Origin of the sequence: Moraxella sp. CTOTU48717, assembly GCF_032057165.1 — a bacterium.
Lineage (GTDB): Bacteria > Pseudomonadota > Gammaproteobacteria > Pseudomonadales > Moraxellaceae > Faucicola > Faucicola tetraodonis.
Genome location: NZ_DAMBBC010000001.1, coordinates 118,323 through 142,467, shown reverse-complemented (window position 1 = coordinate 142,467; position 24,145 = coordinate 118,323). Strand labels below are relative to the sequence as shown.

Annotated in this window: 23 protein-coding genes and 5 tRNA genes; 15 read left to right on the top strand and 13 right to left on the bottom strand. The window is 43.7% G+C overall.

The features are described from left to right. Positions 1-167: 167 nt before the first annotated feature. Both apbC and RT084_RS00730 read left to right on the top strand, forming a co-directional pair. Positions 168-1,394: an iron-sulfur cluster carrier protein ApbC gene (gene apbC, locus RT084_RS00735; RefSeq protein ID WP_203171658.1), complete on the top strand. Its 1,227-nt coding sequence runs from the start codon at positions 168-170 to the stop codon at positions 1,392-1,394. A gap of 123 nt (positions 1,395-1,517) precedes the next feature. Beyond that, positions 1,518-2,327: a cation efflux transmembrane domain-containing protein gene (locus tag RT084_RS00730; RefSeq protein ID WP_219331000.1), complete on the top strand. Its 810-nt coding sequence runs from the start codon at positions 1,518-1,520 to the stop codon at positions 2,325-2,327. 39 nt (positions 2,328-2,366) lie between these two features. Here RT084_RS00730 and RT084_RS00725 read toward each other — a convergent pair whose 3' ends face one another. From RT084_RS00725 to RT084_RS00715, 3 genes are all read right to left on the bottom strand, one after another. After that, the gene (locus tag RT084_RS00725) at positions 2,367-3,692 is read right to left on the bottom strand and encodes an LD-carboxypeptidase (RefSeq protein ID WP_312384442.1); all 1,326 of its coding nucleotides are present in this window, start codon (positions 3,690-3,692) and stop codon (positions 2,367-2,369) included. A 61-nt stretch (positions 3,693-3,753) separates the two neighbouring features. Continuing rightward, positions 3,754-4,041, bottom strand: a complete 288-nt coding sequence (locus RT084_RS00720; protein WP_060994799.1) for a hypothetical protein — start codon at positions 4,039-4,041, stop codon at positions 3,754-3,756. A 110-nt stretch (positions 4,042-4,151) separates the two neighbouring features. Continuing rightward, the gene (locus tag RT084_RS00715) at positions 4,152-4,697 is read right to left on the bottom strand and encodes a hypothetical protein (RefSeq protein ID WP_065252415.1); all 546 of its coding nucleotides are present in this window, start codon (positions 4,695-4,697) and stop codon (positions 4,152-4,154) included. 137 nt (positions 4,698-4,834) lie between these two features. On the opposite strand from RT084_RS00715, the gene dnaQ reads away from it, so the two are divergent. The 7 genes from dnaQ to RT084_RS00680 all read left to right on the top strand — a co-directional run bounded on the left by dnaQ (position 4,835) and on the right by RT084_RS00680 (position 13,144). Beyond that, entirely contained in the window at positions 4,835-6,532 is a 1,698-nt protein-coding gene (dnaQ, locus tag RT084_RS00710; RefSeq protein WP_312384447.1) for a DNA polymerase III subunit epsilon, read from the top strand. Between the two features lie 193 nt (positions 6,533-6,725). Continuing rightward, the gene (locus tag RT084_RS00705; protein WP_312384450.1) at positions 6,726-8,417 is read left to right on the top strand and encodes a hypothetical protein; all 1,692 of its coding nucleotides are present in this window, start codon (positions 6,726-6,728) and stop codon (positions 8,415-8,417) included. An 18-nt stretch (positions 8,418-8,435) separates the two neighbouring features. Next, entirely contained in the window at positions 8,436-9,254 is an 819-nt protein-coding gene (gene nudC / locus RT084_RS00700; RefSeq protein ID WP_312384453.1) for an NAD(+) diphosphatase, read from the top strand. Between the two features lie 117 nt (positions 9,255-9,371). Further along, the gene (locus RT084_RS00695) at positions 9,372-10,181 is read left to right on the top strand and encodes an RnfABCDGE type electron transport complex subunit B (protein ID WP_312384455.1); all 810 of its coding nucleotides are present in this window, start codon (positions 9,372-9,374) and stop codon (positions 10,179-10,181) included. Between the two features lie 81 nt (positions 10,182-10,262). Then, complete coding sequence (gene nth / locus RT084_RS00690) at positions 10,263-10,907, top strand: endonuclease III (RefSeq protein WP_076774650.1); 645 nt, start codon at positions 10,263-10,265, stop codon at positions 10,905-10,907. A 199-nt stretch (positions 10,908-11,106) separates the two neighbouring features. Next, positions 11,107-11,640, top strand: a complete 534-nt coding sequence (locus RT084_RS00685; protein WP_060994803.1) for an inorganic diphosphatase — start codon at positions 11,107-11,109, stop codon at positions 11,638-11,640. 130 nt (positions 11,641-11,770) lie between these two features. Beyond that, positions 11,771-13,144 carry a 3-deoxy-D-manno-octulosonic acid transferase gene (locus RT084_RS00680; protein WP_312384458.1) on the top strand — a complete coding sequence of 458 codons (1,374 nt, stop codon included), beginning with the start codon at positions 11,771-11,773 and terminating at the stop codon, positions 13,142-13,144. Between the two features lie 143 nt (positions 13,145-13,287). Here the strand turns inward: RT084_RS00680 and RT084_RS00675 are convergent, their stop codons facing one another. From RT084_RS00675 to RT084_RS00660, 4 genes are all read right to left on the bottom strand, one after another. Continuing rightward, positions 13,288-14,088, bottom strand: coding sequence for a 3-hydroxybutyrate dehydrogenase (locus RT084_RS00675; protein ID WP_007116321.1), 801 nt, complete (start codon positions 14,086-14,088; stop codon positions 13,288-13,290). Between the two features lie 66 nt (positions 14,089-14,154). Next, the gene (locus RT084_RS00670) at positions 14,155-14,937 is read right to left on the bottom strand and encodes an acetoacetate decarboxylase (protein ID WP_060994805.1); all 783 of its coding nucleotides are present in this window, start codon (positions 14,935-14,937) and stop codon (positions 14,155-14,157) included. Positions 14,938-15,155: 218 nt separating this feature from the next. Beyond that, positions 15,156-15,872, bottom strand: a complete 717-nt coding sequence (locus RT084_RS00665; RefSeq protein ID WP_312384461.1) for a 16S rRNA (uracil(1498)-N(3))-methyltransferase — start codon at positions 15,870-15,872, stop codon at positions 15,156-15,158. A 62-nt stretch (positions 15,873-15,934) separates the two neighbouring features. Beyond that, positions 15,935-16,024, bottom strand: a tRNA-Ser gene (locus RT084_RS00660). A 36-nt stretch (positions 16,025-16,060) separates the two neighbouring features. Between RT084_RS00660 and RT084_RS00655 the strand changes: the two genes are divergently transcribed. Continuing rightward, positions 16,061-16,261: a hypothetical protein gene (locus RT084_RS00655; RefSeq protein WP_312384463.1), complete on the top strand. Its 201-nt coding sequence runs from the start codon at positions 16,061-16,063 to the stop codon at positions 16,259-16,261. Positions 16,262-16,477: 216 nt separating this feature from the next. Then, complete coding sequence (locus tag RT084_RS00650; protein WP_313097140.1) at positions 16,478-17,815, top strand: dicarboxylate/amino acid:cation symporter; 1,338 nt, start codon at positions 16,478-16,480, stop codon at positions 17,813-17,815. Between the two features lie 76 nt (positions 17,816-17,891). On the opposite strand, the gene RT084_RS00645 is transcribed toward RT084_RS00650, so the two are convergent. From RT084_RS00645 to RT084_RS00630, 4 genes are all read right to left on the bottom strand, one after another. Further along, positions 17,892-18,197: a CopG family transcriptional regulator gene (locus RT084_RS00645; RefSeq protein WP_138019031.1), complete on the bottom strand. Its 306-nt coding sequence runs from the start codon at positions 18,195-18,197 to the stop codon at positions 17,892-17,894. A 214-nt stretch (positions 18,198-18,411) separates the two neighbouring features. Beyond that, positions 18,412-18,900 carry a hypothetical protein gene (locus RT084_RS00640; protein ID WP_312384468.1) on the bottom strand — a complete coding sequence of 163 codons (489 nt, stop codon included), beginning with the start codon at positions 18,898-18,900 and terminating at the stop codon, positions 18,412-18,414. A gap of 171 nt (positions 18,901-19,071) precedes the next feature. After that, positions 19,072-19,147 (bottom strand) — tRNA-Asn (locus RT084_RS00635). A 160-nt stretch (positions 19,148-19,307) separates the two neighbouring features. Then, positions 19,308-19,383: transfer RNA gene (locus RT084_RS00630), tRNA-Asn, on the bottom strand. Positions 19,384-19,774: 391 nt separating this feature from the next. On the opposite strand from RT084_RS00630, the gene RT084_RS00625 reads away from it, so the two are divergent. From RT084_RS00625 to RT084_RS00610, 4 genes are all read left to right on the top strand, one after another. Further along, positions 19,775-20,224 (top strand): acyl-CoA thioesterase, encoded by a 450-nt coding sequence (locus tag RT084_RS00625; protein ID WP_188875133.1) that lies wholly within the window; start codon positions 19,775-19,777, stop codon positions 20,222-20,224. Between the two features lie 8 nt (positions 20,225-20,232). After that, a complete protein-coding gene (locus tag RT084_RS00620) occupies positions 20,233-20,907 on the top strand; it encodes a DUF2059 domain-containing protein (RefSeq protein WP_312384471.1) in 675 nt (224 codons plus the stop codon). Between the two features lie 87 nt (positions 20,908-20,994). Beyond that, a tRNA-Val gene (locus RT084_RS00615) sits at positions 20,995-21,070 on the top strand. 36 nt (positions 21,071-21,106) lie between these two features. Beyond that, positions 21,107-21,183: transfer RNA gene (locus RT084_RS00610), tRNA-Asp, on the top strand. Positions 21,184-21,547: 364 nt separating this feature from the next. Here RT084_RS00610 and RT084_RS00605 read toward each other — a convergent pair. Beyond that, the gene (locus tag RT084_RS00605; protein ID WP_135889249.1) at positions 21,548-22,252 is read right to left on the bottom strand and encodes a potassium channel family protein; all 705 of its coding nucleotides are present in this window, start codon (positions 22,250-22,252) and stop codon (positions 21,548-21,550) included. A gap of 23 nt (positions 22,253-22,275) precedes the next feature. Further along, complete coding sequence (locus RT084_RS00600; protein WP_313097133.1) at positions 22,276-24,057, bottom strand: TrkH family potassium uptake protein; 1,782 nt, start codon at positions 24,055-24,057, stop codon at positions 22,276-22,278. Between the last annotated feature and the right edge of the window lie 88 nt (positions 24,058-24,145).

Sequence of the window (24,145 nt, the reverse complement as noted above, 5' to 3'; positions counted from 1 at the left end):
TATGATAGCTTAAATCGCATCATTTCCCAACCAATGGGCATCAATCAAACAAGAAAAATTACTTTTCACACAGATATGTTCAATCTGTCTCTGTGAAAATTGGCAATAAACCCCACTTAACAGGGGTTAAAATCGTTAAAATTACAACATTGGGGTAAGCAACTATCATGTTTAACTTTATCAAACCAAAAACCGTGGCGACAGTGGATGAATCCACGCTTAATCAGTTATTTGATGACTATCGCGTCAATAACCAGCCAATTCGCCAGTATGTCAAAGGGGTTAAACAGCAAGGTAATAGTCTGACATTGGATTTGCGCTTGCCCGATGACTGCAATCCTGAACAAATCCATCATGATTTGAGCCAAAAGCTACATATTCATGGGGTCAGTGAAGTGAATATGAATATTACCTTGTTTGACAGCACTACTGCGCCAAAACCTACGACCAAAGGTAGTGGCTCAACCCTACCCAAAACCACCAATGCCATGCCACCCGTCACTCAGGCCGCGCCACAAAGTGACAAATTAGTCACAGAAACCCCTGAACCTGCGATTGCCAAAAAAGCCACCACCCAAGCTGAATTAACACCGCATCCACGTATCGAGCATATTATTGTGGTGGCTTCGGGCAAAGGCGGCGTTGGTAAATCGACGACGACAGTGAATATCGCCTTGGCGCTGCAAAAATTGGGCAAACGCGTGGGCGTGCTGGATGCCGATATCTACGGCCCCAGTATTCCAAGTATGCTTGGCGTGGCAGGTCAGCAGCCGCAGCTCGAGCATGAGCAATTCGTACCGATTGCCGCGCAAGGCATACCGATGCTATCTATCGGTAGCTTGTTGAGTGATGACACCACCCCGATTGCTTGGCGCGGTGCCAAAGCCACAGGCGCACTGATGCAACTTTACAACCAAACCAACTGGCCAAATCTTGATTATTTGGTGATTGATATGCCACCTGGGACGGGGGATATTCAGTTGACGCTCGCCCAGCGTATTCCTGTGACCGGTGCGGTGATTGTGACCACCCCGCAGCATATTGCCTTGCTAGATGCGCAAAAAGGCATTGAGATGTTCCGCAAAACCCATATCCCTGTGCTGGGCGTGGTAGAAAATATGGCACTGCATACTTGTAGCAGCTGTGGGCATACCGAAGCGATTTTTGGCGAAGGCGGCGGAGATAAAATGGCAGCACAGTATCAAGTGCCGCTGCTGGGTCAATTACCACTGGCAAAAGGCATCCGCGAGCAAGCCGATAAGGGCGAGCCATCCGTCATTGCCAATCAAGGCGCAGGCGATGAATTTGCCGACTATTATCTCAATATCGCTAAAAATATCGAAGCCAATATCGCCAAATTTGCCAAAACGCATGACAATAACCGGATTTTCTAAATTGAAATCTGATAGTCAATGCGAGCGTATTTGAAAAATTACAAGCCTGTTTGCATGTTAAAATTCAAACAGGTTTTAAAATAATATAAGCCCCAATTAACCATGTCTTCAATTAGATGAGTTATGCAAAAAACGCTATTTAAAATTGCTAAAATGGATTGCCCATCTGAAGAGCAAATGATTCGGATGGCATTAGCGCCCAATACCCGAATTCACTCGCTAGCCTTTGATATTGCCAATCGTCAGATGACAGTAATTCACGAAGGCGATGCTGCCGTGATATTGCAGCAACTACAGCCGCTAAATATTGACAGTTCTATCATTGGCTCGGAACTCACCCAAGTGACTGATGCAGCCAATAGCAAAACTAGCAACGATCACCAACAAAGCAAATTGTTATGGCAAGTGCTTGCTATTAACTTGCTGTTCTTTATCATAGAATCCGTGAGTGGTTGGCTAAGCGGCTCGATGGGATTGGTCGCTGATAGTCTAGATATGCTTGCCGATAGCTTCGTGTATGGGTTAGCGTTGTTTGCCGTGGGTCATTCGCTGCAAACCAAACAGCTGACTGCTAAGGTCGCAGGTGTGTTGCAGTTACTGCTTGCTGTAGCGGGATTGATGGAAGTGGTGCGTCGATTTTTAGGTGCAGAGACGATACCAAATTTTGCGATGATGATAGGTATCTCGATGTTGGCGTTACTCGGTAATGCTTTATGTCTATATCTACTTCAGAAAAGTAGAAGTAAAGACGTACATATGCAAGCCAGTATGATATTCACGTCCAATGATGTGATTGTCAACTTAGGTGTCATCTTGACTGGGGTGTTAACGTGGTTTACCCAGTCGCGCTATCCCGATCTGTTGATTGGGCTCTTGGTCTTTGCCTTGGTCGCCAGTGGCGCGGTTAAAATTTTACGTTTGTCTAACAATTAATCTTGCAAGTAAAAAGGCAAGCAATCTGCCGAAAATACGTTAGACGAATAATTTAGTTAAGTCCAAATTGCCAAAGTTTGCATCGGTTTTAAGATGATAAAACTGGTTGAATGTCGCTTGATAGCCACTACCGACATTGTCAAGTGTGACAGGCACACCGAGCGGAAAATTAATGCGTCTTGCCACATGCCCAAAGGGGAAATCGGTGTAGATGGGTCGCCCTGTGGTTTGTTGGATGGTACGGATGACGGTATCAAAAGTGTAATCACCATTGTAAGCATCACTGATGCCGCTAAAATTAAATTTGCCCAACACAATTGCCTGCTGTTTTGCCACAATACCTGATAACACCAAGGTTTGTAGCATACGCTCGATACGGTAAGGCTGCTCACCGGTATCTTCCAAAAATAAAATCCCATTGTCAACAGTTGGCATATACGGCGTGCCCACCATTGCAGATAACACGCTAAGATTACCGCCCCATAAGGTGCCTTTTATCGGCTTAGCCAAAGGACGCGCAGTGTCACGATAAAGCTGAGCTTCTGGCACTTGGATACGTAGCTGGTTTTGGGTACAAAGATTGATAAAACTTTGGATGGTATCGGTATTCACCTCTGTTTTGCCAAAGTCACTACTGAGCATTGCCCCTGCCACATAGGGGAGATGACCTTTGGCGTACATGGCAAGCTGCAAGGCAGTAAAATCACTAAAACCCATCAGTAGTGTGCCACGCTCTTTGAGTTTTTGCGTCAGCATTCGCCACTGCTGATCACTTAGTTTGTTGAGCAAACGCATCGCGCCATAGCCGCCACGCACGCCGAGTAATATCTTAGGCAGCTCATGTACAGGTCGATTAAGTAAGGCGGTAATATCGTCCAAGCGCTCACTGTCTGAACCTGCAAAGCGCAAATAACGTCGGCTAATCACTTCTGGATTGTCGATATAAAATCCCGCTTGGGTGAGTCGGTGAATCGCCAGTAAGTTACGCTGTTCATCACTACCAAATCCCGATGGCGCTACCAAATGGAGGTGGACACCGCGACCTTTGAGGGCTTCACAATTGGCTTTGATGGTCGCAAAGTCCCATTGGGGCCATTGGGGATTGATGGGCAATGTTTCCATGGGCGTATTGCCATTGGGCATAGCGCTTGGCTCGCCAAAAGCCATGTTATTAGGGTCATTGTTTGACCCATACCGCTGTGAAGGTTGGCTAATCACTTGCCCGCTAATGGTCAAATCCGCTTTTGCACCCGTTACCGTCGCTGCCGATAGCGCTATCCCTGTTTTTAGCAGTCGGCGCCGCGTCAAGCCAGCCAAGTGGGTGGTAGTCATGGGGGCGTGAGTATTCGCCGTTTTTTGAGACATTTTATTATCCAAACAAATTCATCGACTTACAAAAAATCATGGTTCAACTAATCGGGTATGTTTAATCCGGTAGATTCATCTTATTGTTGGTATCTGCCGAAATACCATAGTAAAAGACCCCTGTCGCCACCAAACTCGATACCAACACAAACATCATATCAAGCGCAGCTTTGTGCATAACATATAAATTCAATAGCGCAAAGACCACGAGCGCGACCACAAAAAAAATCGCCGTGTATTGCCATTTTTTATCAGTTGGGATGGCGGCGTCTTTGTAGTGAAAATGACGGATACTAAAGCCACTAGTGTATGCCACTAAGCCTAGCACTAACCATGCAAAAAAATTCATCGCTTATTCTCTATTAATCGTTTGGGTTAAAATTTGGATGAGATATATTAATTCAAGCATAAAATCAAGCATCAAATCAAGCTCATCAAATCAAGCAGCGACTCAGGTGATTAAAGTTTGGTGGTTTGCTCGCATGCCACTTTATAGACCGTATTACTACCTTTGTAGATATAACCCAGATACGGGCTGTCAAATTGCGGGTTTAGGCTTGCAAAACTATCGGTGATTTTGGCGAGCACAAACACGCGGTCGGGACGGGCGATGACTTTTTCTAAGTATTGATGTTCATCGGCTTTGATGTCAAAGTATTTTTGTATATCTGGGCTGTCTGTTGCGATGACTTGCATGGCTTCAGGCTTGTCCCAATTTTTGCTGGGGTCGTTAAACTCGCGCATTTGCATGGCATAGTTGTCACCATTTTTAATGATTTTGATTTGGGCAGGTTCTGTATGGCTGACTGTGTAACAACCCACAAACACATCATCGCTAGCGGCAGGTTGTGATAACGCTGGCGACGGTTTTGCGTCATCGCTGCTAGTCGTTGCAGGGGATTGGGGCTTGTTACAAGCTGCCAAATTTAGGCTTATCGCACAGACCATAGCCATACCCACCTTGGTCAACACAGCTGACACGAGCGCACGAGATTTTTTTTGCATAGACGTCCTTTACAACCAGCAGATAGCAACTATAAGCGGTTATTATAGACGTTTTGGCATGGCTTTTTATGCTTTTTTTTCTTATACTGAGGGCTATTTTTTTTGATTGTTTTGCTGTTTTATATGGGTTGTTATCTATGTCAAATCATGCCTTAACGCCCCTTGTGGGTCGAACCCTTGCTTACACTGATGGCGCCTGCCGTGGCAATCCTGGTAAAGGGGGCTTTGGCGCTGTGGTGATTTTACCGACGGGTGAGCAAATTGATATTTGCGGGGGTGAGGCACATACCACCAACAACCGCATGGAGCTGATGGGGGCGATTGCCGCACTGGAAAATAGCCCAAAAGCGTTACCGATTCAAATCTGGTCAGATTCTAGCTATGTCATCAAAGGTATCAGCGAATGGCTGGCAGGGTGGAAAAAGAAACATTGGAAAAATGTCAAAAATGTGGAATTATGGCAGCGACTTGATGGGCTGTGCCAGCAGCGACAAATTGACTGGCAATGGGTCAAAGGACATGCCGGTCATGATGGCAATGAATATGCCGATAAGCTTGCAAACCAAGGCATAGACCAACTGCCCAAAAGCTTTAACAAAGTGATTAAAAATCCACCCAATCCTACCACTGATTTAGATGTTAAATCGGATTTTAGTGATAAAAACCCTGATTTTGATAGTAAAAAAAAAGACCCGCCCATGAACCCAATGTCAACCGATAACAACCCAGTCCTCACTCACTCAGCGTTAACCCGCGATTTTAGCGATACGTCTTTTGATGACGCGCAAGACATGGCGTTTGCCGACAATGAGATGATGGGTGATATCTTTTTGCAGGCACTTGACGGTGAACCCGCCGCAAGCACTATTCAAACAAGCACTACCCAAACCAGCCATGCTCAAGCTATCCATACTCAAACTAGCATCGATGTATCAACTCAGTCATCGTTAGGGGGAGAGCTGACCCACTCGCCAATAAGTGCTAACCCACATTTTGCGGTGTTCACCAACCCACAAGGGCAATTTGTCGCACAAGATGACAGCTTGATTGCTCAGCGTCCAGCGTTTAATGGTATTACCAGTCAGCCCAACCCGACCTTTATACCTTTATTACCCATCGCCAAACACAAAGGTACTGCCAATCGTCAGCTGATTCTCGATACTGAGACCACAGGGTTTGAAGCACAAAATGGTGACCGTATCATTGAGGTCGGTATCGTTGAGATGATTAATCGACGTTTTACCGGTGAAAAACTGCATGTCTATATCAACCCAAAAATTGAGATGGGTGAGGAAGTCATTCGCGTTCATGGCATTCACAATGTGTTTTTAAATGATATGCCCGTGTTTGAGCAAGTTGGTGAAGCGATTTATGACTTTTTGCAAGGCGCAGAACTCATCGCGCATAATGCAGGGTTTGACATGAGCTTTTTGCAAGCTGAGTTTGCGCGACTTGGCTTGCCAGATATTAACCAAGCCGTCACCGTGACAGACAGCCTTGCCATCGCCAAACGCATGTTCGCAGGGCAGCGCAATACCTTGGATGCGCTAGTTAAACGTCTCAATGTCGGTAAACAAGACCGTACCTTCCACGGGGCGTTACTTGATGCCGAGATTTTAGCGGAAGTGTATCTGGCGATGACAGGTGGACAGGTAGCATTAGCCATCGATGATGATGTCGGCGGCGGTGTCGGCGGCGCAACTGAGCATCAGCGTTTTAGCACGACTATCAAGCGCTTTTTAGCAAGTAGTGACGCTGAGCAGGCGCATCTTGAATGGCTTAACGCCTTAAAAGATAACAACCCACAGCTGGCTGAAAACTGGGCGAGTATTTAACAATAAACAATGCCTCATTAAATTTTGTAAAAGCATTTTTTTGATGGGCAAAATTTCATGATAAAGTGTAATTATTGTGCTGGTATTAACACTTTGACATAGACACTGGCATAGGGACGTCTTACAATAATCAGCAATAAGCGTAGCTGTCATTTTACCTTTATCAACTTAAAGTCATTTTGGATAAAAAAACATGAGTCTGCCAAGTCCTAACTCACAAAAACTAACGGCCACCAATTTTGATTTGCCTTCATTGCATTTATTAAGACCTGAGATTGCCGTGACGCTACACGATGCCGAGATGCATTTAAGTGAGTTTAATGACGACAGTAGTCAAGCGCCTTTGCTACTTGATTCCGTGGATACCTTGGCGCAATTGGCAAAAGTACTGCGGTTGATTCAATTAGAGGAAGGGTATGAACTTGCCAATAGTCTATCGGCAGGACTGCAAAAACTCTATGACGAGCGTGACCAAGCCAACCGTGACAAAGCCAGCAATGATATGATAATGGATGTGTCAGAAGGCATCATGACATTGGCGCGTTATATCGAGTTTGTATTACTTAAAGAGACCATTGAACCTTCGTTGTTGTTGCCGATTATCAATCAACTTCACAGCGATTTGAATCAGCCAGCGCTGCAGCTATCAGCGTTAACTGGCCACAAAAACAGCAGCATCGCGATTGCCAACCCGGAACAAAATTACCAACCGTTAAAATCACTCGGCATTGACCCAAAAAAATTAGTGGAAGCTTATCGCGCAGGTCTGAGCGTGGCGCTCACCGCACAAAGCAATCAATTATCGCCAAAAGAGCGAGGAAAACTCAAAGCCATGCAAGCTGCGTGTGAAATGGTTTCAAAACGTACCGATAGTTTGTTTTGGCATGCCGCTGATGCGGCGGTATCAGATTTGGCAGAGGTATTACCGCTTAGTAACTTGCAAAAGCGCGCGCTGATTTTTGTTGAACAACAATTTAATGACTATCTGCCTGTCAATGATTCTCGTTTTGCTGATTTGGTGCAGTTTGCCAGCTCAAGAGATAGCCAGCTTGCCCTGCAAGTTCAGCGCAAATTCTCGGCCAATACCTTAAACGAAACCCAGTTAACAGCCATGCGTCGCTTCTTATTTGGACCTGACTGTGAAGCGACCAGTACGCTTAACCAGCTCATCCAGCAAGAAATCGATTTGATTAAATCTGCCAGTGACAGTTATGCCCGCCAAGTTAATCTCAATTCAAGTACAGATGAGATTGATAGCATGGCCCAGCGTTTGCATGATTTAAGTAATGTGTTTAAAACCTTAAATTTAAATGAGGTTAGTGCGGCACTGAATCAACAAACTGGCAAAGTAAAAACTTGGACGCAGCCAACGCCTAATGATTTTGATGGCTTGCTTGGCACTTTAATGATGGCGGAAAATGCGGCGATTAACCTGGCAAAATCACATACCCCAGGTGCGGTGACATTGCCCGTGTACAACCAGACTATTTCGCTACATCAAATCGAAACGGCTCACAACACGCTAGTCCAAGAAAGCCGTACCGCGATTGCCACCATTGAAACTGCGCTCAATGATTATCTAAATGACGCCGACAAAGATATTCTACATATCACGCCTGTGCCTGATATGATGCGCGCTATCTCGGGTGCTTGCTTATTTTTAAACTTACCTCGACAAAGCCAACTGCTCAAACACGCTGCTACAGTGCTACAAAACTTAATCGAGCAACACGGTCGCGAGTTGTCAGAGCATGAGCTTGCTAAAATTGCCGATATTGTGATGTCAGCAGATTATTATCTAGAAAGTCTTGAAACGAACAAACCCGCAGGCAACCATGCAATGTATGTCGGCTATCGCAGCTTACAACACATGCTTGTGGCTTAAAGTAATTTGGTAACCAATATGACCGCATTACACCATGATTTACTTATATGTGATAACGATATGTTCGCCTGTATAGGCGGACTTCCTTTTTTTTATCGTTGTGAGGACGTGCCCGCTCAGGCCGTTAAAGTGGACACAGATGAGGCAGGCAACAGTATTTATGCCGTTGCCCATCAAGATATCGACTTGTCACAATTGCCAGAAGAAATTACAGGACAGATTGAGTTTTTGCGCTTTCGACATCTGATTGGCAGCCTTGATGCGCTACAAACCAACCAATTAGCCAAAGCCATGCAGTTGTTACGCTTTCGTCAAGATCATCAGTTTTGTAGCCGCTGTGGTACGCCCACGGAGTTACACCTCATTGAAAATGCCACCGTTTGCCCTAGCTGCCATTATCACCAATATCCCAGAGTGCAGCCTTGTATCATCACCGCCATCATCAAAACTACCGCAAACAAACCGCAGATTTTGTTAGCGCATCATCTACGGGCGACCGATAGCAAAATGTATACCGTGCTGGCAGGTTTTGTGGAAGTGGGTGAGAGCTTAGAGCAATGCGTGCATCGTGAAGTGATGGAAGAGGTAGGATTATCTGTCAGCAATTTGCGCTATTTTGGCAGCCAACCGTGGCCTTTTCCTAGCAATTTAATGGTAGGCTTTATTGCAGAATACCAAAGTGGCGATATCACCATAGATAACAATGAGCTGATGGATGCCCAATTTTTTGATGTAGATAGTTTAGATGAAAACGGCCCTGTCATTCCGCCAAAAGGCACGATTGCTTACCAACTGATCGAATGGGTCAAACAGCATTACCAATCTAAAACAGATTGATTAAGTGATTTGTCTTGATGATTTGTCTTGATGATTTGTATTGATAGGTTATAGGCGAAATAGGCATGAGCTATGGTAAAATACACATTAATGATTATAGTGAATAAAAATTGAGCCATGTCTGATTGCCAACCTGTTTTCAAGGTACCCAATCTATTTAATAATTTAAACCTAAATAGCCTAAGTATCGAGCATCAACGATTAATACAACAAATCGACCAAGTCCTGCCGCAAACCCAATGCGGGCTATGCGGTCATCCTGAAGGCTGTCTGCCGTATGCCACCGCCATTGTCACACTGGGCGAATCGCATAACCAATGCGTGCCCGGTGGACAATCAGTTACTGACCAAATCGGCAAGTTGCTTGGGCGTATCCCACTGACAGCTGAAGCCTCAAAGTGGCAAACCGATCCCGCTACCAATCGTCCGATGGAAATGCGAGCCATCATTCGAGAAGAAGATTGCATTGGCTGTACCAAATGTATTCCTGCGTGTCCTGTCGATGCCATTATTGGCTCGGGCAAACGTATGCACACCATTTTTACCGACCTATGCACAGGCTGTGAGCTGTGTTTGCCACCCTGTCCAGTGGACTGCATCGAGCTGGTGCCCTTCACACGGTTGATGGATGACGCGACAAGGCAAACCGAACAAGACGGATTACGCGCGCGCTATTACGCGCACCTTGACCGTATCGAACGCCAAGTCAATGACAATACCAATGCCAAACCTGTGGTCAGTATGGTACAAGCCAAACTCAATGATATCAAAGTCGATATCGATGCAGCAGCGGCTAAAAACGCCATTGAAGCGGCAAAACTACGCACCCAAATCAAAAAATTAGAAAAACAACTTGCCGTACGCGCAGATGACAATAAACAAGCCTTGGTGCAAGCCTTGCAGCAGCAACTTGCGACACTGCAATAACTTAAAGAGTGCATAATGGTTGCCAACATCAAACCAAAAATCCAAGTGCCCAAAACCGCAGAGACGCCGCCCTCACGGCGTATGCCCAATAAAAACGTGTTGCCGTTTTTCCAAAAACTAGCCGCAGCCATTGAAAAACCAGAGACGGAACTGGAATATCAGAGCAACTTTGAATTGTTGATCGCGGTCATACTGTCGGCACAAGCCACCGATGTCAGTGTCAATCTGGCTACCCGTAAACTATATGCCGTTGCCAATACCCCGCAAGCAATTTTGGATTTGGGTGAAGCCGGGCTAAAAAGCTATATCAAAACCATTGGGCTATATAATAGCAAAGCCAAAAATGTGATGAAATGCTGCCAAGATTTGGTGGATAAATTTGCTAGCGAAGTACCGCAAACCCGCCACGAGCTTGAAAGCCTAGCGGGGGTAGGGCGAAAAACTGCCAATGTGGTGCTCAACACCGCCTTTGGGCAGCCCACCATGGCAGTGGATACCCATATTTTTCGTGTCGGCAATCGAACAGGCTTGGCAACGGGTAAAAATGTGCGAGAAGTGGAAGATAAACTCATCGCACGCATACCACAGGATTATATATTGGACGCGCACCATTATTTGATTTTGCATGGGCGTTATACTTGTAAAGCTAGAAGTCCCGAATGTGGCAAATGCCCGGTGTTTGACGAATGTATGTTTAAAGACAAAGCCAAGTTTATTGAAAAGTAAGTGGATTTTAATTAACACAGGATGTTAAACGACCAATTTTTTTAATTCCAAACTTGCCTATGGATATTCATAATTTCCTAGAAGTTGCGGCGGGAAAAAATAGAGAAAGCCAACAGACTTTGCTATAATCAACCCACTTTTAGGCTACTTTTTTACAAGCAGTTTTATAAACAACTTTATTAACAAAAAGGAAAAACTCATGGCAGATTTTAACCAAATTCTTGATGCGGGCGATGTTGATGGCGGCGTGATTAACGTAGTTATCGAAATTCCAGCGGGTTCAAACAACAAAATCGAATGGAACCGTAAACTTGGCGTGATGCAACTTGACCGCGTAGAGCCACAATTATTTGCCAAACCAACCAACTATGGTTTTATCCCACAAACCCTTGATGAAGATGGCGACGAATTAGACGCACTGATTATCACTGACACCCCGCTACCAACAGGTATTTTTATCGAAGCCAAAGTCATTGGCGTGATGAAATTCGTGGATGATGGTGAAGTGGATGACAAAGTGGTTGTGGTACCTGCCGACGACCGCAACAACGGTAACGCGATCAATACCCTAGCAGATTTACCACAGCAATTGATTAAACAAATCGAGTTCCATTTCAATCACTATAAAGATTTGAAAAAAGCGGGCACAACCAAAGTTGAAAGTTGGGGTGACATCGAGGAAGCCAAAGCGGTGATTAAAGAATCACAAAAACGCTGGACAGAACAAGCCTAATTGTTCGCCTTGAATTTCGCGAACCTCTAAGTTCAAAAACCCTACTTACAAAGTAGGGTTTTTATTGCTATTTAAGCCCTCGTTTTTTACAATAACGGCATTTTTTTATTAAGTTGTTTCAAGAGTCGTTATGCAAGCCACACCGTTATACTATCGTCTCGCCATGTCGCTGTTAAAGCCACTATACCAACTAAAACTTGCGAGCAAAACCACCTTGCCTAATGAAAAGCAGCAACGCTTTGGTCAAGTGTTTCCAAAGATTCATACCCGCCAGCCGATAATTTGGTGTCATGCGGTGTCCCTCGGTGAAACCAATACCGCCGAACCGATTTTAAGAGATTTGCTCGCGCAAGGCTATGCGTTGTGGGTGACCAATACCACCCATACAGGCTTTAACCGCGTCGAGCAGCTGTTTGCGCCTGAGATAGCAGCAGGTAAGGCGTACCATAGTTTTGTACCGGTCGATAGCAAAGCAGTGATTGATAAATTTTTGACCCATGTCCAACCCGTCGCCGCGTTATTTATCGAGACTGAATTGTGGGGCACCACGCTTGCTGAATTGAACAATCGTCAAATTGCCACGATTTTGGTCAATGGTCGCTTGTCTGAAAAATCTTTTAAGGGATATCAAAAAGCTGCCAAGCTTAGCCAAAGTATGATGGAGAATTTAAGCCTTATCATCGCCCAAGACAGCGATTCTGCCAAACGCTTTCGCCAATTGGGCGCTACCAGTGACAAAATCCGCATTGCCAGCTCGCTTAAATGGTCTAGTAAAACCAACCCGTTGATGCTAAGCCGTGCCGAAAAGTTACGAGAAAGTTGGAACTTGCCAGATCGCGCCGTGATTTTGGCAGCCAGCACCCATGAAGGCGAAGAATTGGCAATTTTAGACAGTTTTTTAACCGTGAAAGCCCAGTATGCCAACCGTCATCCGCTACTCATTATCGTACCACGTCATCCCGAGCGTTTTGATGATGTCGCCAAATTGATTGATTCCAAAAATTTGCCGGTGATTCGTCGTAGCCAAGATGGCGAACCTGCCAAAAACGAGAGCGTCTATCTGGCAGATAGTATGGGTGAACTTGGCGTGTGGTATGCTCTTTCAGACATTGCCATTGTCGGTGGGTCTTTGGTCAATATCGGGGGGCATAATCCGATTGAAGCAGCCATTGTCGGCAAGCCAATTATTATGGGGCAGTATACCCAATCTTGCCAACTGATTGTAGATCAGTTAAAACAAGCCGGTGCATTGGTGCAAGTCAATGGTAGTGATGAATTAACGCAGCAACTGGCTCGCTGGCTTGCCAACCCAAAAGCCGCCCAAACTGCCGGTCACGTCGGGCAAATCTTAGCAGAAAAATATCAAGATGCGACCAAGCAACAACTTGCCATGATCATGCAATGTATCGCTGATAATAAGGAACAGCTTATAAAATCAGAGATTCAAAAAATTGACCATGAACCTGTGGCGAGTGATGGTCGAAAGCTCATTGACGATCTGTAACTTATGAATTAACCATTTATATAGATTGCAAATGCAAAAATAAAAAGGACTAGCTTAGCTAGTCCTTTTTTATCAGTCAGTTTTGTAATTTATTTTTGTACTTCAGATTTTCTTGTACTTTGGTTTTATAGGACAGCATTCAGCTATTTCATAAACCAGCCGTGACTTGCAATAAATGATTGACCCGTCATCGCATTGGTTGGGAAAGCCGTTAAAAATAAGGTTAATTGAGCGATATCATCGGTTGTGGTAAATTCACCGTCAACGGTTTGACCTAGCATCACGTTTTTCACCACTTCTTCTTCAGAAATGCCTTTTTCTTTGGCTTGTTCTGGGATTTGTTTTTCAACCAGTGGGGTTTTGACAAAGCCTGGACATACCACATATGAGCGCACGTTGTGGGCTGCGCCTTCTTTAGCCAATACGCGGGCTAGACCTAATAGCGCGTGTTTGGCAGAGACGTACGGCGCTTTTAGGGCTGAGGCTTCATGCGAGTGTACTGAGCCCATATAAATAACTGTACCTACTTTATCATTTTGATACATGTATTTAAGTGCCGCTTTGGTAGTCAAAAAAGCACCGTCTAGATGGATGCCAATCATTTTTTTCCAATCAGCGTAGCTAAATTGGTCGATGGGGTTGATGATTTGGATACCGGCATTGGACACTAAAATATCAATATCCCCAAATTCTTGTACCAGTTTATCCACGCCAGCATTTACCGCATCTTCATTGGTCACATCCATTACAATGGCAACCGCTTTGCCGCCTGCGGATTTAATTGCATCCACGGTTGCTTGCGCCGCATCTGGGTTGATATCTGCAATACCTACCGCAGCGCCTGCTTTGGCATAGGTTTCTGCGATATCGCGACCGATACCACTTGCAGAGCCAGTGACGAGTGCGACTTTACCGGTTAAATCAGTAGTGAGTTGAGTAGCCATGATTTTCTCCTTAATTTTTTATGACAAAGTGGTTTTATTATGACGGTTTTACTTATTGAAAATTAATTATTGAAAGTTACTATCGGGACGGGCTTGCGCATCGGCAATGTAGTCTACCGCTACTTCTCCCAACGCCAGGGTGAGATTAGCAATAATATGAGAGGTTTTGACGATTTCTAGCACAGGTAATTTTGACACGGGTGCCATCACATGGTCAAATAACTGTAAGGTAGCAGGTCCTGTATAGGCTGCTTTAACTTCTACATCGGTCAAATAATAACGCACTAACTCGCAAATACGCGGCGTGCCATCGACATGGGGAATAAGTTTTAACAAATAATTGGGGGTTTTTTCCATATTGGCTTTGACGGTGGCTTTGTCCAGTTCATCATATTTATACGCCATAGTGCCTGTGGCCACACGCACACTACCATAGTCGAGGGTGCCAAGTAGGGTGTCGGTGTTGTCGACGGTTAATACAGGTGACGCCATTTTTTTTGGAAAACCCCACAGCTCACGCCCGCCCGCGGTAGGTCCAAAGTCATCTAAAAACATACAATGGGTATAATTGGCATGACGGCCTTCGGCATCAATCACTTCAATCACTTGTCCCGATTCGGTATAGTTGCCAAAACCTGTGCTGTTAGGCATGCGGATAAACTCGTAACTCACTAGCGCGTCATCAGTGATTTGGAGTGGCTCAGGTACAATAGCGCGCAGTTTTTCGGGATCAGTGCGGTAGGTGATAATAAAGTATTCGCGGTCAAAAAATTCGTAAGGACCATTCGAACAAGGTGGGGCAGTAAAAGGCATAAACGTCGCGTTATCTAAGATATCACTCGCTTTCATGAGCTTTCCTTTTTATCTCGTTATATTATCTAGTCATGTTGTTTAGTTATGCAATATTATTTAATTTTATCGTTATGACATGAAGCAGGAAATATCATACACCCTTATGCAAAATCAATCCCAAGACAAAATTGTTATGATGTTGTAATGATTTTTCAGACTTGAGTCCGCTTAACTTTGGCGATAGCAGGTTATCTGACGGCAATATAGGGCTGTTTTTATTGGCTAGTTAACAGTGCATGACCGCAGAGCACACTCACGGCATTCTCAGTGCGTAAGATGCGATTGCCAATATGCGCCACTTGGCAGCCAGCGGTTTTGAATAATTCGACTTCATAATCGATCCAGCCGCCTTCAGCCCCAATCACTAGCACATGTGGCAGGGCATTGTCCCACACTTGGGTAAACTGCTCATTGGCATAAGGATGTGCCAAAATCGCCTGTTTACCTGCGATTAAAGCAGGTAGTTCATCTTCAACAAAGGGTTTTAAGCGTTTTTTGAGGCTCACGGTCGGGCTTACGGTATCACAGGCTTGTTGTAAGCCTTCATGGATATAGTTATCGAGCTGAGTTAAAAATGGGGTTTGCCAGTAGCTTTTTTCACTACGGTAACTATTGACCAAGATAATATGCTGGGCGCCCATCGCCGTCATGTCCAAAAATAGACGACGCAATACCTTGGGGCGGGGAATTGCCAAAATAACAGTCAGTGGCAGTTTGGCAGGTGGCGCAATAGTACAGTGGATTTGCGATAATTCGATACTTGAATCGTAGATATTGCTCACAACCGCTGTGCCTAAATGACCATTTTTGATACCGACTTTCACCGTATCGCCCAATGTCACTTTAAGCACCTGTTTTAAATGCATCACACTCGTTTTATCATCAATAATAGCGGTCGATGAGGTATTTTGCGGTAAAAGAATGATATTCATAGGGATAAATCTTAGGCAATAAAAAACCCCAAAACTTAATTAAGTCAGGGGTTTTTTTAATATGGCGGAAGCTGAGAGATTCGAACTCTCGAAGGGCTCGCACCCTTGCCGGTTTTCAAGACCGGTGCATTCAACCGCTCTGCCAAGCTTCCAAATTGTGGTGGCTATTATATACAAGTGAAATAACAATGCAAGCACTTTTTTACGTTAATGCAAAAAATATTAGCGAAAGAAAGCTAAATAGAAAGTTAGATAACTATACTGAATACCTTGGCCTCATACCATGCGCTGATTTTAAGCAAAGTATTGAAGCGAAAAACGCTCAAAAACCCACCAATCCTGCCTCTAAAAATATTGATACAACGGATTGTTTTAGTGCCTCCATGTGACCTATTGCAACTTAACAATAATGTTGAAAATTACCTTGCTGATACGTTATCACATTGTTAATATACGCAGCACTGCAATCCATTAGATTTTCTAATGATTGCTGATAAAATTCTAAAGGTTGTGCGACTATTTGGCTAAATTTGTTCCACAATTTTTATCGCAAATGTAACCTTATCTCAGTTTTAGGGTTCGTCAGATAAAGGAGTGTATCTGTCATGATACCTATCGATACCACGACACTCGTGGAACTACCCAAACCCCGTAAATGGTACCAAATTCTGTATGTACAAGTGATTATTGCCATTGTACTGGGTATCTTGCTTGGTGTATTTGCCCCAGAAGTGGGTGAGGCAATGAAACCACTGGGTGATGCATTTATTAAATTGGTTAAAATGATTATCGCCCCCGTTATTTTCTTGACAGTGGTGACGGGTATTGCTGGTATGAGCAATATGAAGCGAGTCGGTCGTGTTGCTGGTAAAGCGATGATCTACTTTATTACCTTTTCAACTTTGGCATTGATCATCGGTCTTGTGGTTGCCAATGTGTTGCAACCTGGTGCGGGCCTCAATATCGATCCAGCCACACTGGCAACAGGGAAAGATGCGGCTAAAGTGTCTGAGTATGTTAGCAAAGCGCACGATAGTACCATTACCGGTTTTTTGATGAATATCATTCCGGAAACCATGGTAAGTCCACTGACGGAAGGGAATATCCTGCAAGTGTTATTTGTTTCAGTACTGTTTGGTATTTCGTTAGCATCCGTGGGTGATCGTGCTCGTCCCGTGTTAAACTTCTTTCAAGAGTTATCTGCGCCTGTGTTTAAAGCGGTTGAAATCTTGATGAAAGCTGCGCCAATTGGGGCGTTTGGTGCGATGGCATTTACCATTGGTAAGTATGGCGTGCACTCACTGGGTAACTTAGCCTTTTTGATAGCCTGTTTTTATATCACTTCATTGCTATTTGTGCTGGTGGTGCTCGGTGCTGTGGCACGTTACAACGGCTTTTCAATCATCAAGATGATTAAATACATCAAAGATGAATTGCTATTGGTGTTAGGGACTAGTTCATCAGAAGCGGCACTACCAACCTTGATGCAAAAACTTGAACGCGCAGGCTGCGAAAAATCAGTGGTCGGTTTGGTGATTCCAACAGGGTATTCATTTAACCTAGATGGTACCAACATTTATATGACCATGGCAGCGTTATTCATCGCGCAAGCCTGTAATATTGATTTGACATTGACCCAAGAGATTACGTTATTATTGGTCGCAATGTTAAGCTCAAAAGGCGCGGCAGGTATCACGGGCGCTGGTTTTATCACCTTGGCAGCGACTTTGGCGGTGGTGCCAACTGTGCCCATCGAAGGTATGGCGCTTATCTTAGGGATTGACCGCTTTATGTCAGAGTGCCGTGCATTGACCAACCTAACGGGTAATGCCTGTGCGACGATTGTCGTGTCACGTTGGGAAAATGCGCTAGACAAACAGCGCTTGGACGCAGCGCTCAATGGTCAGCCATTACCGCCTATTGAGCATCATCCCACTGTATAAGCGTATAAAAGCGTTGATGAATCGTAAAAAACCCAAAACATATGCGTTTTGGGTTTTTTTATGGGGCTAAAAATGCCTAAGGTTTTGCCGTATCGTTTGCTTTGGCTTCTGGCTCATTGGCTGTCTCTTCAATCGCTTCAAAAATCACCTCATCGGACACCCCTTGACGCTTCAGCTTTTCGATAAAACGGCTGTCTTTGGCAAGTGAGTAGCCGACATTCTCGGCATCGAGTCCCCGGCGAATATATAAGCGGATCAAGCCTTGAATACGTGGAAACCCATGGCTTTTGGCGACTTGGGTCAACAAATCCCGCATTTCTTCAGTAATTTTGATATGGATAGGAACCATGACTTGTTGATTTTTTTTGATTTTAGTAATCATTTGCATGCCTCGCGTGTGATCAATTTTTAGCAATCAAGCTAGATATAACCAAATTATCAATTAGACGGAAAATTTAGCGCAATTAGATATCTTTAACCTAGTGTAATTATTTCATTGGCGAGAAACAAGCAAGGCAAACGTAAAATTCCTACAAAAATCTTAGCCAAATGTTGGATTAGCTTAACGCTCGATGCGACCATCAAGCCAATTTTCTTTACAAAATTTGTTGTTCCCAATAGGTCTGTACCGATTTATCACATTGATAAACCTTCTCAACGATGCGATCGGCAGGGGCATTATTCACTTTTTTTACCAATTCAACCCACAGCTCAGGCGTACCGAATTCAATAATCACATTGAACAGGGGCGTCATATCGCGCTGCAACAGCGATTGGTCAATCATATATGCCGCAAACACACACGCTTTCGGGTTTTTATCAGCCACGGCGCGATAAGCCATGCCATCAAGCAAGGCTGGCACGGTGATTTTGAATTCTGGTAAAAGCTGCATGGCCAAATGCGCGCTATCAGGCAGCTTGATTAGCTCGATAAATTGGGTGATTAAGCTTTCATAGTAAGATTTATCATCTGATGACAGTTTACCTTGCTGCTGATCGCTCACTAGCTGGGTGATGCGGTCTTTATTAATCGCTTGTTGTAGGGTCAAAAATTGAGATTGGGTAGGGGAAAACGACAGCGTCATAAGTAGTATCTTATCAATAGTATCTTATAGTAATACTAGTAGTACTTTAGCAAGTGAGATAATAGGGTATCAAACAAAGGCGTAGTAAACAGCAAATTGTTAAACTTTGCTCATAAAAAAACCCATTCACAAGGGAACGGGTTCAAAATATACAACAGAATTTGGCTTGATTGGCTCTCCAACCTGGGCTCGAACCAGGGACACATGGATTAACAGTCCATTGCTCTACCGACTGAGCTATTGGAGAACAGATAATCAAGTGGTGCGTATATTACTGAGATTTAAAAAATGAGTCAAGCATTTTTTAGCAAAAAATATTAATAAAGTTCATGATGCAAAATGATTTATAGCAATAATGCTAGATAAAAAAAGACCTTTAACAAGCAATGTTAAAGGTCTTCTTAATATGGCTCTCCAACCTGGGCTCGAACCAGGGACACATGGATTAACAGTCCATTGCTCTACCGACTGAGCTATTGGAGAATAAGCGGTAGAATTTTTTGTTAAACTTGCAAAAACCATCGCAGTGTTTAAGTGGTGCGTATTGTAGCAAATTAACCGTGACTGTCAAGCCCTATATCAAAAATATTCGGATTTTTTATTTTTGACCAGATTGCGGCTAGTAGTCAGTCAGTTACTGATTGGCTATTGTGATGATAAGGCGAATTTGCTACTTTAGCGATTAAGGCATCACTCTATGGGTCAAGTTGGCTCACAGCATTGATTTACAGCTATGTTAGTTCACATCTGAGATGCCGAGGTTGATAATTTTTTATGATAGTTGTTATATAAATTAAGAAGGATCGTCATTGTGCCCAACGCCATTGAATCAAATCAAAATTTGCAAGTTGCCCCTTTACAAAACGAACTTACCATGTCTGTACTGATGACGCCTGATTTGGCAAACTTCACTGGCAATGTGCATGGCGGCGATTTATTAAAGATGCTTGACCAAGTGGCTTATGCTTGTGCCAGTCGCTATAGTGGTGGTTACGTGGTGACGCTATCGGTGGATCAAGTGATTTTTCGTGAGCCGATTCATGTAGGGGAGTTAGTCACCTTTTTGGCAAGCGTCAATTATGTGGGCAAAACTTCGATGGAAGTAGGCATTCGAGTGCAGGCAGAAAATATCCAAAACCGTACGATACGCCATACCAATAGTTGTTATTTCACCATGGTAGCGGTGGATAAATATGGCAAGCCCACCCGTGTACCACCCCTTGAAATCAAAGATAGCCCGCAAGAATGCCGCCAAAAAGCCGCACAGATGCGTAAAGCATTACGTTTTCAAAGTAATAACATTCCCCAATGTGATATCGAGTAGGCAGAAAAATGCGTCATAAATATCCCTCTATAAAATCCAACAAACCGTTACGCCTATTATGGTCATTAACCGCTAAAAAGTTAGCAGGGCTAGCCTTATTGGTATCATCTAGCATGACTATGCTGGTTCATCCTGCTTACGCCGAATTAATCATTCAGAACAACCCAGTTAGTGCTCAACCACCAGTTACGACTATCAACGAATTGCAAACCCAGCCCACGGATGCATCGCTTGACAAGCTTATCAAGGTGCTACATATCGATAAAATGATTGATGAAATGATTGCCCAACGTCAGCAAGCGGCCAGTATGATGAAAGGGCTACCTCAAGAATTGCCTACAGATGAAAATGCGGGTATTTTTAGCCGTCATGCGCAAAAACAGCTTAAAAATATCTTTGTTAAATATAGCACCGTCTTAGGACAGCAATTAGACCAACCCATCTCTAAACAGCAACTGCAACAAACTTATCAAGCGATTGCCAAAAGAACCTATACCCAAGCTGAGGTCGATGCCCTCAACCAATTTTATGAGACCCCAATGGGACAACGCATTTTAAGTAAACAATCGCAAGTTTCCAGTGAGTTTGTGCAGGTGATGATGCCGACCTTGATAGGTGACACAAGCCAATTTGAAAAAGCGATGCCAAGCTTGCAAAAAGATATCGAAAAAATCTTTAAATAACTAGTTGACAATCCATCACAAGTCTATATAATACGCGTCACTTCGATGATATTGAAGCAACTTGATTGGCTTATAAATTGCCTATCAGGGTCGTTAGCTCAGTTGGTAGAGCGTCTGCCTTACACGCAGAATGTCGGCGGTTCGAATCCGTCACGACCCACCAATTTGACAAGTTTGGGTCGTCGTCATCAGCTACCGTGCAGTGGTAGTTCAGTTGGTTAGAATACCGGCCTGTCACGCCGGGGGTCGCGGGTTCGAGTCCCGTCCGCTGCGCCACTTATTTTAGTGGAACTAAAAACGAAATTTTTAAAGTTTTATCCCTCAAATCTCCCCTGATTTGAGGTTTTTTTTGGCTTAAATTTTATACTAAGTTATTGATTTTAAGAAATATATTATTTTATACATTTTTATATTGATGTGATTAGGAAAATTGATTTTGATTGTTAAGTTAAAAAGATATCTATTTCTAATATTTAAGTAAAACTAATGTGATCAAACGCTTGTGACTAAAACGTGACCATTTTATGACCGAAAATTTTGGCTTACGGCTTACAAGGTCACAAGCCGTGGTTAAAACACAAGAAGCCTAGCGACAATCAAAAAATTAGCCACAACGACTAGATGCTTTGATGAGCTATTGTTATGAATTCTGGGATGCGTGCATATACTTGAACAGCCGTCTTAAGTCATTGGTTTCCCCAAATAATACTAAAACCGTATCAGGCTCAATGACAAAATCTGGATGCACAATGCCATCGATTTTGGATTTAGTTTGATTTCGACCAAAACCAAATTGGTTTTGGTGAAATGAAATGGTGGTTAATAGCATCACATTAAATTGATTGATTAAATCAAGGGCGTGAACTGTTTTACCGTAAAATGTAGGCGGTGTCTGTATTTGAACGATACTATAATCGTTATCGAGTTCAAATGAATCAATTAAGCCAGTTAGCGACAGTTTCTTTGCCCAGTGGGTTGCCGCCTCGTTTTCGGGCTGGATGATGTCATCAACCCCCAATGCTTGTAGCACTTTTTCGTGCAGTGGGTTAATGGCTCGGCTAATGATATATTTGGCATTGAGATTTTTGAATAGCGCAGTGACCATCACGTTTTGCCCTTGGTCTTCGCCAATGGTAATGAGTACCACATCTGTCTGGGCAATGGGTAACCCCGAGACGGCATTTTCACTGGTAGAATCGATACAAATCGTGTGCGAAATGGATTCTTTGTAGCGCTCAACTTTATCCATGTCGATATCAATACCAATGACCTCATGTCCTTGACTGGTGAGTTTGGTGGCAAGTGATGAGCCAAAATTGCCTAGACCGACGATGATGTATTTCATATCTATACCTTATCAATTTATCTTTAGGTGATAATAATCTCTTCGCTAGGATAGCGATAGCTTTGATGCCTTGGGCGATTTAATAAGGCAATTAAGATGGTCAATGCCCCAACCCGTCCACAAAACATCAGCCCAATCAGTACGGATTTACTAAATGCACTTAAATGCGGGGTGATACCTAAGCTTAATCCTGTGGTGGTGTAAGCAGAAACACTTTCAAATAACACTTCTGTCATACTCATGTCGGGCTCTGCCCAGCGTATTAACGTACAACCAAACGCAATGATAATCACTGACAAACAGATAATCGCAAATGCCCGCTTCACTGAGATATCCGCAATTTCACGACGAAATACTTCGATACGAGAATAGCCGCGTGCCAGTGACACAATATTGAGCACAGCGACCGCAAAAGTCGTGGTTTTGATACCACCGCCTGTAGAGTTTGGGGCTGCCCCGACCCACATCAATGCAATGGTAAGCATCACAGTCGGTGGCGCTAGCTGTGCCATGTCTACCACGTTGATTCCTGATGAGCGCGGTGCAGCTGCCACAAAAAACCCTGTCACAAGTTTGCCTATGACACTGGTATGCTCAGTTAAGGTACCTTGCCACTCAAATACAAGCACACTGACAAAGGCAAGCACTAGCAAGGACAAGGTCGTTACTAAACTAATGCGACTATTGATACTCAGTAGCCACGGCTTGGCACCATATCGTGAGCGGTTAGGAAACAACAGGCGCATCACCTGATGGCGCAAATATTCCACGACATTGGCAACTATCGCAAACCCCAACCCCCCAAATAAAAATGTCACCGCCACAACCATTTGTAACGGATAATTAAAGCGCAGTTGTAACTCATATAAGCTATCACTCATCGTTGAAAAACCTGCATTACAAAATGCAGAGATGGCATGAAAAACCGAAAAAAAGATGCGGCGATGGATACTCATAGGGACATCAAGCATACTGAGATAAATCGCCATGGCTGCCACGGACTCCACCGCAAACGTGACCGCAAAAATTACTTTGAGCGTCTTTAGCACATCACTCATACGATTGGCTGAGGTCACATGCCCAATCTGTAGCTGTGTCTGATAACTGATGCGCCCTCGAAAAAAATAGCTAAAATAAGTGGCAAAAGTCAAAATCCCTAAGCCGCCCAATTGAAACAAACACATGATAATGATTTGACCCAATGGGGTAAAAAAAGCGCCGGTATCTTTTACCGCCAGACCTGTGATACACACCGCACTCGTGGCAGTAAATAGAGCATCAACAAACGCAATATGACCATAAGTGGCATTTGGCATCATCAGCAAAAACGTGCCGAGCAAAATAAGCAATAGAAAACTTAAAATAAACAACTGGGCAGGATGGGCAACGACTATCTTAAAGCTGAACTCCATCACCAATAACTTACGAATAAAAGAAACCAACAACGCAATTTTTATCAGCGATTTTTCAAACAGGAATTTGTATAAAAAAGAACTATTATCGGCAAAAAAATGTGTCACCAATAGCGCAATGACTAATAAAGCAATGGACAAATCAAACGTTAGCACAAGCTTTGAGCGTATACCTTTTTGCACATATTGACTCAATAACTCAATAAAATTAAGCCCAAGCACGATTAAATAAAACGTCGAAGCCACGCCATGCAACCAAACTTTAAAATCAAACCCTGTCTCAATAATCGCAAGCAATACAGCGAATAAACTGCTATAAAATACCAGTTTATTAAACACACCCGATGGCTTGTCATGCATTGAGTCTAGCGCATTTTTTTTATTTTTTTTCAATATAAAATCAAACATCGTAAAGTTGACTTCCGTTTTACCCAAGCATAGTTGTTGTACTTTATACCGCAATTATACGTTTGAGAAAACT

Bases quoted from the DNA above. Each gene is read 5' to 3' on its own strand.
- apbC (WP_203171658.1), top strand. From the start codon at position 168: ATGTTTAACTTTATCAAACCAAAAACCGTGGCGACAGTGGATGAATCC.
- RT084_RS00730 (WP_219331000.1), top strand. From the start codon at position 1,518: ATGCAAAAAACGCTATTTAAAATTGCTAAAATGGATTGCCCATCTGAA.
- RT084_RS00725 (WP_312384442.1), bottom strand. From the start codon at position 3,692: ATGTCTCAAAAAACGGCGAATACTCACGCCCCCATGACTACCACCCAC.
- RT084_RS00720 (WP_060994799.1), bottom strand. From the start codon at position 4,041: ATGAATTTTTTTGCATGGTTAGTGCTAGGCTTAGTGGCATACACTAGT.
- RT084_RS00715 (WP_065252415.1), bottom strand. From the start codon at position 4,697: ATGCAAAAAAAATCTCGTGCGCTCGTGTCAGCTGTGTTGACCAAGGTG.
- dnaQ (WP_312384447.1), top strand. From the start codon at position 4,835: ATGTCAAATCATGCCTTAACGCCCCTTGTGGGTCGAACCCTTGCTTAC.
- RT084_RS00705 (WP_312384450.1), top strand. From the start codon at position 6,726: ATGAGTCTGCCAAGTCCTAACTCACAAAAACTAACGGCCACCAATTTT.
- nudC (WP_312384453.1), top strand. From the start codon at position 8,436: ATGACCGCATTACACCATGATTTACTTATATGTGATAACGATATGTTC.
- RT084_RS00695 (WP_312384455.1), top strand. From the start codon at position 9,372: ATGTCTGATTGCCAACCTGTTTTCAAGGTACCCAATCTATTTAATAAT.
- nth (WP_076774650.1), top strand. From the start codon at position 10,263: ATGCCCAATAAAAACGTGTTGCCGTTTTTCCAAAAACTAGCCGCAGCC.
- RT084_RS00685 (WP_060994803.1), top strand. From the start codon at position 11,107: ATGGCAGATTTTAACCAAATTCTTGATGCGGGCGATGTTGATGGCGGC.
- RT084_RS00680 (WP_312384458.1), top strand. From the start codon at position 11,771: ATGCAAGCCACACCGTTATACTATCGTCTCGCCATGTCGCTGTTAAAG.
- RT084_RS00675 (WP_007116321.1), bottom strand. From the start codon at position 14,088: ATGGCTACTCAACTCACTACTGATTTAACCGGTAAAGTCGCACTCGTC.
- RT084_RS00670 (WP_060994805.1), bottom strand. From the start codon at position 14,937: ATGAAAGCGAGTGATATCTTAGATAACGCGACGTTTATGCCTTTTACT.
- RT084_RS00665 (WP_312384461.1), bottom strand. From the start codon at position 15,872: ATGAATATCATTCTTTTACCGCAAAATACCTCATCGACCGCTATTATT.
- RT084_RS00655 (WP_312384463.1), top strand. From the start codon at position 16,061: ATGCAAGCACTTTTTTACGTTAATGCAAAAAATATTAGCGAAAGAAAG.
- RT084_RS00650 (WP_313097140.1), top strand. From the start codon at position 16,478: ATGATACCTATCGATACCACGACACTCGTGGAACTACCCAAACCCCGT.
- RT084_RS00645 (WP_138019031.1), bottom strand. From the start codon at position 18,197: ATGATTACTAAAATCAAAAAAAATCAACAAGTCATGGTTCCTATCCAT.
- RT084_RS00640 (WP_312384468.1), bottom strand. From the start codon at position 18,900: ATGACGCTGTCGTTTTCCCCTACCCAATCTCAATTTTTGACCCTACAA.
- RT084_RS00625 (WP_188875133.1), top strand. From the start codon at position 19,775: ATGTCTGTACTGATGACGCCTGATTTGGCAAACTTCACTGGCAATGTG.
- RT084_RS00620 (WP_312384471.1), top strand. From the start codon at position 20,233: ATGCGTCATAAATATCCCTCTATAAAATCCAACAAACCGTTACGCCTA.
- RT084_RS00605 (WP_135889249.1), bottom strand. From the start codon at position 22,252: ATGAAATACATCATCGTCGGTCTAGGCAATTTTGGCTCATCACTTGCC.